This is a genomic window from Microcoleus sp. PH2017_34_RAT_O_A (genome assembly GCF_020737885.1).
Taxonomy (GTDB): Bacteria; Cyanobacteriota; Cyanobacteriia; order Cyanobacteriales; family Microcoleaceae; genus Microcoleus.
The window spans coordinates 125,064-138,887 of the sequence record NZ_JAEQDD010000001.1 but is presented as its reverse complement, the minus strand read 5'-3'; the positions used below and the strand labels follow the sequence as shown (position 1 = coordinate 138,887).

Sequence of the window (13,824 nt, the reverse complement as noted above, 5' to 3'; positions counted from 1 at the left end):
TACCAGTCACCACGGACTCCCAATCATCACAAAAGCCGACCAATAATAAGGATGCGACAACTTCAAATCTGCAAACCCTTGCAAAGATTGCGGCAACTCCACTCCCTCACCCCGACTCGAACCCCGTAACTTGCCGCCCTCCAAACGCACATCTCCCCGCAACATCGCAATTTGCGCTTCTCGCAGCGCCGCCGCCTTAATTGGGGCAATCTTCAAACGCTGATAAAACTCAGCCATCAATCCCAAAGTACCCTCATCCGAAACATACCACAAACTCCCCAAAGCAGTTTGCACCCCCGCTTGCAGCGCCAATCCCCCAAAACCCAACTCCGCACTGTCATCACCCACCGCAGTCCGACAAGCACTTAAAACTAATAGATTTACCTGCGGATTATTCAATCTCAAGTCACGCAATTGATTCAGTCTTAACCGACTATCCCACAACTGAATAAAAGAATTATTCGGCAGTCCCGGACGAAATTCGCCGTGAGTAGCTAAGTGAATAATCCCAAAAGGTCGGCTTTCATGCTGTTGCTTCAAATTATCGAAAGTGAAACCCTCATTCAGAAAACTAATTCCCGGCCATTCTCGCGAAATAGCCGCTATTTCCGCAGGAACCGCTGGTAAAGGATTCAATTCCGAAAATTGATCCGCACCCATTGCTAAAACTTCAGATTTCCTGATATCCACGTAGCGAGTATCTGTTAAATTAATGCTGGGCATCAGGCTGAGATTGTACTTTTCGATCAAAAATTGCTTTCCGTCGTGCAAAGCAGCAAAGGGCATACCTCTCAAACCGCGATCGACTACAAAAGAAATAGTATCTGTTTCGCACTTCTTCAAATTCTCCTCCAAAGGCTCAACCATCCACTTATAAAGCTGTTGGGCAGATGATAGATAACTCGTAGTATTACGTCTGGCTGGATTAGTAATCTCATTCCTGAACTCCTTTACAACTTTCAGCAATTCTTCCCGGTGCGCTTCCGGCACAGTTTTGTGAACTACTGCACCGCAAGAATCTACTAACATTAAATCTAATTTTTCCGATCGCGAAAACAGATATATTAAGCTGGGTTTCGTTTTCGTTTCTGCGCCCACCGATACTAATTTTTTCTTGATGTCGTCTACCGATAGTAAATCCTTGCTGATGTTAAGACCGAAATATTCCTCGAATTCTTGACCAAAAGATTTCTCCAGCAGAGGTAAAGCTGCTGATAATTTCCCTGCATCCAAGTTCCTGCCGATGTCGCTGCGAAATGCTGCCTCAAAAACTGGTTCTCTGGGATTTCCAACGATGAAATTTCTGAGTCCTCTCGGAGATTGCATTCTTTCCGGCGGCAGCCTGTCTCCGGGTTTTCCTAGATATCGCGATATTCTGTTTTGATTCTGTAGCTGTTCGGGGTTAAAGGGTTGGTTGGGTTCGGGAAAAACCGCTCTGGATCTATCTAAGGGAAATCTATTGATTAGCGATGGTGGCAACGAATTTGGGTTATTGCGATCGATTGGATTATTCGGATTATTCGGATTATTCGGATTAATTGGATTCTCGGGATTATTCGGATTAATTGGATTATTCGGATTAATTGGATTCTCGGGATTATTCGGATTAATTGGATTATTCGGATTAATTGGATTCTCGGGATTATTCGGATTAATTGGATTCTCGGGATTAGTTGGTTGGTTGGGATTATTCGGATTATTCGGATTAATTGGTTGGTTGGGATTAATTGGCTGGTTGGTAGTGACGATCGCACTATTGCCCTGAGTGTAAGAATTTATGAAAGATTGTCCCTCAGTAATCGTACCAGAATCATTGCTGGCGATCGCCCCAGCCGTCCCATTATTCCTCGCATTTCCCACCACAAAAGGTGTCGGCGGATTGACATCACCGCCGCCGTGGGCGATCCTCACTGTACCCGGTTGAGTGCCGCCAACAGTCGAGACACTCACAGGAGTACCGTTTTGGTCAAAAGTACCCGTCACCCGCACCAAACCCGGAGTCTCGATATTCACCGTACCGCCGGGAGCATTAACAGATTCAATGCTAATATCATTTTGAGCGTTAAGATTTACTCCAGAAGTGCGATCGGCAACCACAGGATTAACATTTATTGCCCTGGTGCTAATTTGCCCTCCCGCTAAAATCCTCACAACTTCCGCAGCATTGATATTACCAGTAGTGACATTTCCCCTACTGCTAATTAAACCAACTCCTACTCCCTGCAAATTACCCGCCGTCACATTTCCCACCGCAGTTAAATTGATATTCCCAGTTGATAAAGTATTGCCGATCGCAATATTGCCACCGCTATTAACATCAACTGCACTTCCTTGCAAATTTCCCGCAGTAAAGTTAGTCGGTGTTCTCGAAACAATCCTTGTAGCAGGAGCATTTATCCCGATCGCGCTAATATTATTTCCAGCATTGAGAGTTACCGCCGACAGGGGATTAACTGGCTGTGTGGTAGGGCGAGTAATATTAACTGTCCCGGTTTGAATTTGCTGGCCCGCCGAAATCCCAACTTGTTCGGCAGGGGTGAGATTACCAGCGGTGACATTTCCGGTAGTGCTGTTAAGATTAATCCCAACTCCCTGCAAATTCCCGGCATTTAAATTGCCAAAAGCTGTCAAATCTACATTACCTGTAGCGTTGGTATTACCAGTGGTAACAGTTCCCGAATTGCTGGCAACATTAACTCCGATACCCTGCAAATTTCCTGAGTTTATTACATTTCCAGGAGCCCTGATATTGATATTTCCTGTTGATGCAGTATTAGTAGTTGTAATATTCCCCGTGGTGCTGGAAACATCCACTGCTCCCCCCTGCAAATTTCCGGCAGTTAAGTTGTTGGTTGCTCTCAAAGCAACGGTGGCAGTGGGAGCATTAACCGATGCTACATTAATATTAGTGTTCGCGTCCAGATTGACTGTGGGAGTAGTAGGATTAACTGGATTTGCTGCGATCGCATTAACGGTTATTGGCGCTGTAATGATTTGCTGTCCCGCTACAACTCTGACATCTCCGGTAGAGGCGATCGCACCCGTAGCGACATTTCCGGTGCGGCTGGTAGCTCCGACAGTCGAACCCGTGAGGTTCCCCACGTTTAAGTCCCCAGGAGCTGCCAAAGTGACATTCTCGGTTGCTGTAACGCTGGCAGGTGTAGTATTTGGGACGATTGTATTGGGATCGTTCAACACTCCCAGAGCGCCGGAGTTGCTGATAACATTAACTTGAGAACCCCGCAAATTCCCGAAATTGACATTGCCGAATGCTGTGAGTGCGATCGCCCCAGAATTCCCAGTGTCGATCGCGCGAGTTACTATATTGCCCCCAGTCGAATTCAGAGTAATATTGCCGTTGATATCAGCCGGAACGATGTCATTTGTCAAGATAATATTATTAACAGCCTGAATATTAATCGTCGAAGCAGACGTTAATCTGCCTCCAACTATCACAGCCCCTTCCCTGCTTTCGAGATTAATTTGACCGCCATTAATATTTCTAGTTGCCACCTCTTGCGCCGCCGACAAAATCACTGGCCCGCCCGCAGAAATGTTTTCCACATAAATCAAAGTTCTGCCACTCAAAATAGGCGTCGAAGTGAAAATACTATCATCATCTACACTGTCAGAAGAAATACTCACCGGATTTGCCAAACTTGCTACTCCCGCCCGGAGAATTAAGGCTGGACTGCTAGTTAAAATAGCAATATCTGGATCTGAAGTCGCATTTTCAGTCCGCAATCCAACATCCGGGCCGGTAATTGTAATATCCTCCGCAACAATGCTACCCCTCGCCTCGACTTTCAGCGAAACCCCAGTATAATCTCCCAATAAAACATCACCTTCGGAACTGATAATCGGGTCAAATAAACTGACAAAATTTCCCGGCCTTCCCGACAGATTCCGCACCAAAAAATTGCCCCTTGAAGCAAAGTGAGCATCCCCAGAAATTACACCGTTGCTGACTAAACTCAAATTGCCACCGCTTTGAAATTGCGGGGGAAGAGATAAGCCGCCGGTAGCGTTTAAGGTGAGAATGTCGATCGCGCGATCGGCCCGAATCTCTAAATTCCCCCCAGCCCGGGCCAAAAAAGGATTCTGCACGCGATCGCGAACCCGCACCGCATCCCGTGCCAGCAAGTTCAAATCCCCCGCAGTTTGCAGCCTAGCCCCCGCTAACGTCAGATTTCCCGCCGCCGAAACAGTCGCACTTCCCGCATTCACCTGCGGAAGTACAGATATATTCCCAGCAGCGATCGCCACATCCCCAGAATTCACCTGCAAACCAGAGTCCACAAGCTGCACGCTACCATCAGCAGCAACAGCAACACCCGTCGCCTGATTTTGTGCAGAACCTGTCAGCAACTGCGGCAAAGAAACAGGATTTAAACTTTGTTGAGAATTACGCAAATTCTGGTCAGTTGGTATTTCCAAATTCAACAAAAGCCCCGGTTGACTGATCCGCAAAACATTCTCGCCCGGAACAGCAGCAACAGTAATTTGCCCGCCCGGTGCCGACAACTGCCCCGTACTCAAAACCGTACCGCCCAGCAAAGCCAAACTTTGGCCCGGAGTCACAGCCAAATTGCCAGCATTAACAATACTTCCCGGTTGATTCGCCCCAAAATAAAAAGCATTTGGCGCACCAACTAAGGCACTAAAATTATTTGTACCTGCCGCATTAAACCAATTAGAACCAAAACCCACATTATTAGCAGTAGTCGCAGTAAAAGCACCTGGCACATTCAAACTCGCGTTCGGGCCAAACACAATCCCCGCAGGATTAATTAAAAACAGATTAGAATTGCCACCCGTGACCGTAATTAAACCATTAATTAGCGAAGGGTTCCCACCAGCAATGCGAGCTAATATATTTTGAATAGCCGAATTAGTCAGAAAATTAGCAACTTGACCTTCATTCAAGCCGAACTGCCCAAAACTGTGAAAAAGATTCGCCCCGTCTCCCGACAAACTGCCACCGTTAATATCGTAGCGGTTACCATTGCGGATGACAGCAGTGCCAGTACCGTCAGCAGCAGGCACGACTGTTTGCGCCTGGGCGAAAGTATTAAAAATTAACAAAGAAAACGGACAAACAAATAGCCCGACCTTTTTAATCTTTAAGTTGACGTTTTTCATGGGCATCTACAGTCGATCGCAATTTCCCTCAATTATCGCACCCGCGAACAAAATAATCGTAAATAACAAATTAATTAACTCATGACAACTCCCACAATCAAAAGCTTGTACACAGACGGCGCTTGTTCCGGCAATCCAGGCCCCGGCGGTTGGGGTGCAGTCATCTGCTTCGCCGACGGCAAATGTCACGAACTCGGAGGTGCAGACCCTCAAACTACCAACAACCGCATGGAAATGCAGGCGGCCGTCGCTGCATTAGAATTTTTTGCCAATTCCGGTCAAACCGAACCAGTCACCGTTTACACCGACAGCGAATACGTTAAAAACGGCATCACCAAATGGATTCAAGGCTGGAAAAACAAAGGCTGGAAAACCTCAACAGGCAAAGATGTCGTCAACCAAGACCTTTGGCACCTGCTAGACAAGCTGAATTCCCGACAAATCAAGTGGGAACACGTCCGCGGCCACTCCGGCGACTTCTACAACGACAGATGCGATGAAATTGCCCGCAGCTTCTCTCACAATCGCACTCCCGCCCTGCAACAGCATCGACCAACAACAGATGAGTCTGGGTCATCGCCGCTAGACATTGAAAACCCAATTGTTTTGGAAGAAACGGACACAACTGGTAACAAAACGATAGAATCCTATGTCATAACTTCTGACCTTCCGATCTCCAACTCTACCATGATGGATTCAACTGCCGATACCCTGGAGAACTTACCCCGCGAGGTGAGGGTTCAGGAACTCCGCAACCTGATCGAGACGTTGCACATAGCTGACGAAGTTGCCACCAAAGGCTACTTGATTACCAGTTCTGAACTGGCTGATTTGATGGATGTAAATGCCAGCGCTGTCACCAGCCGCGGAGACAACTGGGTTTGGCGCAACTGGGTAGTTTCTCGCGTGCGCCGCGAGGGCAACCAAATTCTCTGGCAATTAGAGCGCATCGACCACGTTAGTACGACTGATTAATCATCAGTCATAAGTCCTCAGTCAGATTGTGACAAAGGCCTTCTGACTGCTGCAATATCTAGGACTAATTGCAAGAACTCAAACGGTAGGTGCGCGCAGCGCACCTTACCTGTTTCCAGAGAGGAAAAATAATTTAACTTATAATTTAAGAAACGCGAACAAATCCTGAATAAACAGTGAAAAACAAGAGTTCGATCGCTTTAATGAACTGGCTGCCACCCAAACCAGAAACCGTTTTGCTTTGCGACTCAATTGCAGCAGCTTCTGAAATGGCATTTATGCTAGGCGGCGAGTGGGATGGCTGCAATAGCTTGGTTCTACCTAAATCCGACAAGGTAGCAATTGAAACAGCCGCGAGTTTGCTGGAGACATCGTGGTGCTATCAAAAGGCGGCCGAACCGGTTTTAACTCGGCTGGGAGTTGACGAATTGCTGCGCCGTTATGCGGCGGGAGACAGATATTTTGTTAATGCTAACTTGAGATGCGCTCAATTGAGCCAACTTTGTTTGGAAAACATCGATCTGAGTTATGCCAAATTGAATTTGGCTGACCTGAGCGGCACTAATTTAAATAAAGCAATTTTAGCAGCAGCACAGATGCAATCGGCTAATTTGAGTGGCTGCAACTTGCATAAGTCACAAATTGTGAGGGCAAATTTAGCTGGGGCAAATTTAAGCAATGCTAATCTCAGAGGTGCCGATTTGACTAATGTAGATTTAAGTAATGCTGACTTAACAAATGCTGATTTAAGAGGTGCAACTTTAGGTAAAGTAGACTTGAAAAAAGCTTGCTTGGATGGGGCTATCTTTGAGTAAAACAAGTTGAGGGGCGACTGCAAATTATTCATGCCGCAGGTTCCAATTATGATTCATATTTGCGATCGCGCAGATCGCTTCCGGTCGATTACCATGACAAAAACGGTTCGTAGTGCGGACTTCAGTCCGTAGCATTATGCGGACTGAAGTCCGCACTACGAACCAATCCGAACAACGTTAAAGTCCAGGTATTTTATGCAAATTACGACTGTCACCGGCCCAGCGGGGCGACTCAATCTCACCGACACGGGCGCAGCAAGCAGCGCAGAAGCAGAACCCATCCCCGTCCTCTTCGTACACGGTATGGCATACCACCTCGGAGTCTGGGACGAGACGATCGCACTTTTGCGCGCCAATCTCGGCCAAAACCAGCGCATTTTGGCGATCGACCTCCGGGGCCACGGCGCATCCGATCCGCCCGCAGACGGCGACTACACCCCCGATAGCTGCGCCACCGACATCATCGCCATCCTCGACGCGCTGAATATCCCCCAAGTAGCCCTCGTCGGACACAGCTTCGGTTCCCTCGTCGTCCTCGCCACCGCCGACTGCGCCCCAACTCGCATCACCCGCGTCATCCTAGCCGATCCCCCCGGTGACTTTAACTACCTGCCGCCCTCCGTGTACGAAGAACAGATGGTTCCCTTCCTCGCAGCGCTAGCGGGCGACAGCTACCGCGCTGCGGCAGAGGAAAAGTTCTCCCAAGCCCTCGACGGCGGTACAACTGCGACGCGCGAAACCACGATCGCACGCCTCGCAGCCACGCCGCGCGATCGTCTCATCGGTATGTACAAAGGTATGTTTGCTTACGATGCAGTTGGTGCGATCGATCGCATCCTAGCAACTCCGGGCACTCAAATCTCAGCAGTCCTCGCGCCGGCAAACTCCTGGCCTTTCAGCCTCCACATACTGCGCCCCCAAATTGCCACCACAGTCATACCAGAAACCAGCCACTGGTTGCAGCTTGATGCGCCGGTTCCCTTCGCCGAAGCAGTGACAAATCAGTTGACAGTTGACAGTTGACAGTTGACAGTTGACAGTAGTCAGTTGACAGTAGTCAGCTCGCCCCCCGAGCGAAGCCGAAGGGTAGTCAGCAGTCAATAGTCAATAGTCAATAGTCATTGAAGGCGATCGATCTCCTATGTTGAACACCATTTAGGCATTTGCGAGATCAGAAACCGACTTTTTAACCACCAAGAATTGGTTGAAAGCCGGAACCCTTTTCCGGTGACTGTTTAAACAATATCGATGTAACCGGAAACGATATCATTACTCCAATCCTCCTCCTTCCTTTATCAAGTGCACTCAAGCGATCAACTGTCAACTGTCAACTGTCAACTGTCAACTGTCAACGACAATCATCCAACAAAGCATCAAGTTCAGCAGCGACTTTCCACGGATTTCGACCCTTGAAAACAGCAGCGATCGCAGCTTCATAAGGATTTCTGCCAGTTTTTTTCACAGCCGCGATCGCCTTTTGGTTAGAAAAACCCCGCCCGCTAACCAACCAAGCAGCCAAAACCTGTCCTGTGCGCCCAATCCCGCCAGCACAGTGAACCACCACCCGATCGCCCGATCGACTTGCAGATGTCAAAAACGGTAAAATGCGATCGACTAAAATTTCGCGATCGGCCAATTCAAAATCTGCGATCGGAGCCCAGCAAACGCGATCGCACCCAAAAACATTTCCATAGCTTCCCAACAAGTCACCATAGCCGATGAGTTGTGTCTGGGGAAGCAAGCAACAAACTCGATCGATCTTCTGTCGCCGCATAAAATCAATCCAGCCAGCAACTTCCTCATCGCGGTAGCCCGGTTTGGCCGCACCAAACACAACTAATTCATCCTCCGCAGCCGCCGCAAACTTGTACATCAGCCCTCAATTTCAATCCTAAAATAACTTAGAGATTTTTAGATATTCTTACTTTACTTCTTAAGTGGCTAGCTTAACTGTCTAACTGTCCTGGACGTTCACCATAAATCAGGACAAAGTTGATATATCAAGTGCAGCGTTAGATTTCAACAAATCAGGAAATCAATCCCATGCTGTTTAAGTATGGCGATCTGTCCTATTGTTCCAATTTACATTTCACTCAAATTCACAGCAAAGTCTTGAGTGCAATGCTCACCTATCGCCGCATCTGGCATCTGCAAATAGCCAATTAGATTTGCAATTTGTAGATAAGTTCTTAACGTATCGCGACACTTTCTAGCGCCCGATACAGTTCAGACAAATTCATCATTTTTTTTGGAGAAATTTAACATGGCTAAGATTCCAGGTACTCCCAAAGACGACTTACTACATGGCACTCCTGATAACGATACTCTCACAGGTTTAGCAGGCAACGACACTCTCTACGGTAAAGCAGGAGATGATGAGCTTGATGGTGGTTCTGGTGCAGACAAAATGTATGGTGGTAGCGGTAATGATAAGTACATTGTCGATAATATTGCTGACGTAGTTACTGAGTCTGCTGCCGAAGGTATCGATCTGGTGGAATCTACCGTCAGCTACACTTTAGGAGTGAACGTCGAAGACCTGCATTTGAAGGGAACCGCTGCCATTGATGCGACGGGAAACAACGCGCACAATGCTATTCTAGGTAATGATGCGAACAACTCTCTCTATGGTTTAGGCGATCGCGATTACTTATTTGGTGGAGGTGGTAACGACTTCCTAGATGGTGGTGATGGCGATGACCAAATCTATGGTGGTACAGGCGACGACATCATATATGGTCGTGCTGGTGCCGACGACATGAATGGTGGTAGCGGTAATGACCTTTATTTGGTTGATAATGTTGCTGATTTAGTTACCGAGAAAGCTGCCGAAGGTACTGATACCGTAGTCACTTCCACTATCAGCTATACTTTGGGTGCAAACGTCGAAAACCTCACCTTGAGTGATGCTGCTGATATCGATGGCACTGGTAACGAATTGAATAATTATATGCTGGGTAACGCTGGCAAGAACTTCCTCAAAGGTGAGGATGGAGACGATTTAATCAATGGTAGAGGTGGCAGAGATATCATTCTTGGTGGTAATGGAATTGACACGCTTTTAGGTGATGCTGGAAATGATGACATACAAGGCATGAAAGGTAACGATATCCTCTACGGCAACGATGATAATGACCAACTTTCTGGTGGTGGTGGCGATGACCTTCTTTATGGCGGAAATGGTAATGATGTCTTAACTGGTGGTGGCGATATCGATGCTGCTGGCAATAACATTCTCTACGGTGGTGCAGGCGCGGATGGATTCAGATTCTATTTTGCTCCTACAGGGATTGATACCATCAAAGACTTCCAAAAGAGTGAAGTTGACAAAATTGAAATTCACCGCAGTTTTGGTGCTACTTCCCTAAACCAATTCAGCTATAGCAAGACTACTGGTGATTTATTCTTCGGTCAAGTTAAGTTTGCCACTCTTGAGAATAAGCCAGCAGACTTCTTAGTATCCCGAGATATTGTGCTATTGCCATGAGGATGAATTGAATTGTATCTGAGTTAAACAGACTTGACATTAAGTCCGTTTAACTCAGATATTACACCATTTTCAATCAGCAATTTACGGGGCAGACAGGATGTTCTGCCCCCACTAAATCTTAGGTATGTTGTTGCGCTTGAGCGCTCCGGAAAGGCACGTAGTTGCGCTTGAGCGCTCCGGAAAGGTATGTTGTTGCGCTTGAGCGCTCCGGAAAGGCACGTAGTTGCGCTTCAGCGCTCTGGAAAGGTATGTAGTTGCGCTTGAGCGCTCCGGAAAGGCACGTAGTTGCGCTTGAGCGCTCCGGAAAGGCACGTAGTTGCGCTTAAGCGCTCCGGAAAGGCACGTAGTTGCGCTTCAGCGCTCTTTTATATAGCCTTTCGAGCGATAGATGAGGTATGACTGTAAATCGAGTTGTTAGGCGCATACCTTGCTACACAATAACTCTAAGGAGTGAGTTCATCCCAACAGCGTCCGCGAATCTTTCGCTCGCAGTGTTATATTTAGAAAGAGCGCTGAAGCGCAACAACGTACCTTTTGGGAAACATAAAAATCTGACGCACCCTACAAGTCTATAGTAGCGTGCTAGTTACAATACCGGATGCAAACAAAAGAGTACCCATTGGGCACTCTTTTGTTTGTTTAGATGACAGCATAACTGACTGAATGGCTGAATCTAACCCTGCTAAAAAAAAATTAAATCTTAGTAATATTTATCTTTCAATCTTAATCTATAGGTAGTTTTTTGATATTAGCTTAAGTGGCTAGCTTAACTGTCTAAATGTCCTGGACATTGGCTGTCACTCAGGACAAAGTAGATATATCAGCGTGCAGCGTTAGATTTCAACCAATCAGGAAATTACCTAAATAATGTTTAATTATTGTGGCATTTCCGATTGTTCTAATTCGCATTCAACTCAGATTCACAGCAATGTGTTTAGTGCGACGCTCACCTATCGCGACAGCTTGTATCTGTGCGATCGCAAAATCGATCGATTGTGAATCTAATTCGCAATTTGCAGATTGGTTCTGAACTTTGAGAACCAGAGAAAACAAGCAAACAAACTACAAATTTTAGGAGAAATTCCGATGGCAAAGCCAATTATCGGTACATCATTCAACGATACGTATTTGGATGGTACTAGCGGGGCTGATACTATCTATGCCTTGGCGGGTAACGACTCTTCATCTGGCGGGGCGGGCAACGATACGATGTATGGAGGGTCTGGAAATGATACCTTGTGGGGATACTCGGGCAATGACTTGATCTTCGGTGAAGAGGATAATGACTACCTCTATGGCGAACAAGGCGCGGATACCGTCTGGGGAGGTGCAGGTAATGATTATATCAACGGTAGCAATGGTTTATTCAATAGTACCGATTCTGCTGATAAACTCTACGGCGAGGGGGGTAACGATACCTTAGATGGTTGGACTGGTAACGACACCCTTTACGGTGGATATGACAACGACCTTTTGCTTGGTTCCTTCGGTAATGACTACCTCGACGGTGACTATGGCAACGACAATCTTTCTGGTGAACCAGGAAATGACACTCTCTATGGTGGTGGTGGAGCAGATAATTTCATTTTTTACTCCACCCCCGCCTATGAAGGCATTGATTTAATCCAAGACTTTCATTACTGGGAAGGTGATAAAGTCCAAGTCTCGGTAAGTGGAATGGGAGTGTCTTCAGTCAGTGAATTTCAATACAATAACAGCACTGGTGCGCTGTCGTTTAAAAACCAGCAATTTGCCAAAATACCGGGTGGATTTCGTCCCGATTCGGATATCGTCTTTGTTCCTTAGGACTTGTCGCGCTTGCTAGGACATTCCTGGACAAATTAGCTAAAAAAAACCGGGTTTTTTACCTAATCTATGGACTTCAACCAAGGATTTTGGTAAAAAACCCGGTCTTTGATTATTTGTGTGCCGGAACATAAAAAATTAACATCGGCGCTTTGAAAATTAAAAAATCTTTTGTTTGGTAGCCTTTCTTAAGTGGCTAGCTTAAGTGGCTAACTGTCCTGGACATGATTCATGGAGTTGAGTTATTTTGTTAATGTGCTGATAAGTCGGAGCACTGTTTAAATTTGTAAGAATTTTAATCAAAAGCTTGAGTCTGTTTATAGGCACTGCGACCCATAAATAGTCAGCTTGCAAATTTCATGCGACTTTACCTATTTGTTTAACTCCAAAAATTGTAATTATTTGAATTTTAATTGTTGTTAAACAATTCTAGGTTCATTATTTCAATGACAACTTTTTATCAGGTAAGACATCATGGCTTTACAACCAGATCCATCGGAACCGCGCCGCTTAATTGGTGACAATACATCCGAAAACGTTTTTTTATCGATCGCAGATACCAATAATTTTCCTTTGGGAGTCTGGATGCTCGAAGGTGACGATACAGTTAACATTTCAGCAGCTAACAATTTGGTGTATGGCAATGAAGGAGAAGACGTTCTCAGGGGAAACTCGGGTAATGATTCCTTATTTGGAGGCAGGGGGAAAGACTTACTAGGTGGAGAGGCTGGAAATGACTATCTCAGCGGAGGGCAAGATGCAGATTTGATTTATGGGTTTGGGGGAAACGATATTTTATTGGGCGGTAGAGGCAATGATTTCTTAGTTAGCGGTAATGGGTATGACACTCTTATTGGGGGTTTGGGACGAGATATTTTATTGGGATTTGATGACAATATTTCTGGGCCTAAAATCGGCAGCAACTTGTATGTCTTGCAAGCAGAACCCGGAGTTACAGATATCAATAATGCGGATCTGATTAGCCTTTTCAGAGTTGGTTTCGATCGAATTGGATTAGCAGGGGGTTTGACTGCTGGCGATGTAGTTTTGGAAAACCTGACAAATGTGACAATTATATTGGGGTTTGACGGGCCACAAGTTTTAAAAGACCAAGGTCTGACAAGTTTACTAAATCCTGGCCCTATTGTAACGACAGGAACTCTCATCAAAGTTAAAAATTCCGGCAATATATTGGGTTTTGTTGATGGTGTAACTCCAGCCCAGGTTCAAGGCAATATCATCTCGGTTCAAGGATTTTAATTTGCCACGATCCCAAATCTGGTTTGGTGGTAAGTGAGGTACATAGAAACCCTGTTTCTAGCAAAAATTCTGCATCAAAACCGAGATTTTTTATCAGGTAAGACATCATGGCTTTACAAACAGATCCATCCGAACCGCGCCGCTTAATTGGCGACAATACATCCGAAACAGTTTTTTTGTCGATCGCAGATGCCAATAATTTTCCTTTGGGAGTTTCGATGCTCGGAGGCAACGATACAGTAGACAGTTCGGTAGCTAACAATTTGGTTTAGATCCCAAATCTGGTTTGGTGGTAAGTGAGGTACATAGAAACCCGGTTTCTTTAAGAAACCGGGT

At 46.1% G+C, this 13,824-nt stretch carries 10 protein-coding genes; 8 read left to right on the top strand and 2 right to left on the bottom strand.

Annotated features, from left to right (window positions below):
• Nucleotides 1–6: 6 nt before the first annotated feature.
• The gene (locus tag JGK11_RS00525) at nt 7–5,142 is read right to left on the bottom strand and encodes a CHAT domain-containing protein (protein ID WP_293210197.1); all 5,136 of its coding nucleotides are present in this window, start codon (nt 5,140–5,142) and stop codon (nt 7–9) included.
• A gap of 81 nt (nt 5,143–5,223) precedes the next feature.
• On the opposite strand from JGK11_RS00525, the gene rnhA reads away from it, so the two are divergent.
• From rnhA to JGK11_RS00510, 3 genes are all read left to right on the top strand, one after another.
• The gene (rnhA, locus tag JGK11_RS00520) at nt 5,224–6,117 is read left to right on the top strand and encodes a ribonuclease HI (RefSeq protein WP_293185270.1); all 894 of its coding nucleotides are present in this window, start codon (nt 5,224–5,226) and stop codon (nt 6,115–6,117) included.
• 176 nt (nt 6,118–6,293) lie between these two features.
• Complete coding sequence (locus tag JGK11_RS00515) at nt 6,294–6,932, top strand: pentapeptide repeat-containing protein (protein ID WP_293192459.1); 639 nt, start codon at nt 6,294–6,296, stop codon at nt 6,930–6,932.
• 195 nt (nt 6,933–7,127) lie between these two features.
• Nucleotides 7,128–7,955: an alpha/beta fold hydrolase gene (locus tag JGK11_RS00510; protein WP_293210195.1), complete on the top strand. Its 828-nt coding sequence runs from the start codon at nt 7,128–7,130 to the stop codon at nt 7,953–7,955.
• 325 nt (nt 7,956–8,280) lie between these two features.
• Here the strand turns inward: JGK11_RS00510 and JGK11_RS00505 are convergent, their stop codons facing one another.
• Nucleotides 8,281–8,805: a dual specificity protein phosphatase family protein gene (locus JGK11_RS00505; RefSeq protein ID WP_293185276.1), complete on the bottom strand. Its 525-nt coding sequence runs from the start codon at nt 8,803–8,805 to the stop codon at nt 8,281–8,283.
• 390 nt (nt 8,806–9,195) lie between these two features.
• On the opposite strand from JGK11_RS00505, the gene JGK11_RS00500 reads away from it, so the two are divergent.
• The 5 genes from JGK11_RS00500 to JGK11_RS00480 all read left to right on the top strand — a co-directional run bounded on the left by JGK11_RS00500 (nt 9,196) and on the right by JGK11_RS00480 (nt 13,760).
• Entirely contained in the window at nt 9,196–10,419 is a 1,224-nt protein-coding gene (locus JGK11_RS00500) for a calcium-binding protein (RefSeq protein ID WP_293210192.1), read from the top strand.
• An 870-nt stretch (nt 10,420–11,289) separates the two neighbouring features.
• On the top strand, nt 11,290–11,421 hold the full coding sequence (locus JGK11_RS00495) for a hypothetical protein (RefSeq protein WP_293179112.1): 132 nt from the start codon (nt 11,290–11,292) through the stop codon (nt 11,419–11,421).
• A gap of 21 nt (nt 11,422–11,442) precedes the next feature.
• Nucleotides 11,443–12,228, top strand: a complete 786-nt coding sequence (locus tag JGK11_RS00490) for a calcium-binding protein (RefSeq protein WP_293179115.1) — start codon at nt 11,443–11,445, stop codon at nt 12,226–12,228.
• Between the two features lie 474 nt (nt 12,229–12,702).
• Complete coding sequence (locus JGK11_RS00485) at nt 12,703–13,488, top strand: calcium-binding protein (RefSeq protein ID WP_293179118.1); 786 nt, start codon at nt 12,703–12,705, stop codon at nt 13,486–13,488.
• Nucleotides 13,489–13,595: 107 nt separating this feature from the next.
• Complete coding sequence (locus JGK11_RS00480) at nt 13,596–13,760, top strand: hypothetical protein (protein ID WP_293179121.1); 165 nt, start codon at nt 13,596–13,598, stop codon at nt 13,758–13,760.
• Nucleotides 13,761–13,824 lie beyond the last annotated feature (64 nt).

Excerpts from the sequence above, each read along its gene's own strand:
- rnhA (WP_293185270.1), top strand. The coding sequence starts at position 5,224 with ATGACAACTCCCACAATCAAAAGCTTGTACACAGACGGCGCTTGTTCC.
- JGK11_RS00525 (WP_293210197.1), bottom strand. The coding sequence starts at position 5,142 with ATGAAAAACGTCAACTTAAAGATTAAAAAGGTCGGGCTATTTGTTTGT.
- JGK11_RS00505 (WP_293185276.1), bottom strand. The coding sequence starts at position 8,805 with ATGTACAAGTTTGCGGCGGCTGCGGAGGATGAATTAGTTGTGTTTGGT.
- JGK11_RS00500 (WP_293210192.1), top strand. The coding sequence starts at position 9,196 with ATGGCTAAGATTCCAGGTACTCCCAAAGACGACTTACTACATGGCACT.
- JGK11_RS00480 (WP_293179121.1), top strand. The coding sequence starts at position 13,596 with ATGGCTTTACAAACAGATCCATCCGAACCGCGCCGCTTAATTGGCGAC.
- JGK11_RS00485 (WP_293179118.1), top strand. The coding sequence starts at position 12,703 with ATGGCTTTACAACCAGATCCATCGGAACCGCGCCGCTTAATTGGTGAC.
- JGK11_RS00510 (WP_293210195.1), top strand. The coding sequence starts at position 7,128 with ATGCAAATTACGACTGTCACCGGCCCAGCGGGGCGACTCAATCTCACC.
- JGK11_RS00495 (WP_293179112.1), top strand. The coding sequence starts at position 11,290 with ATGTTTAATTATTGTGGCATTTCCGATTGTTCTAATTCGCATTCAACT.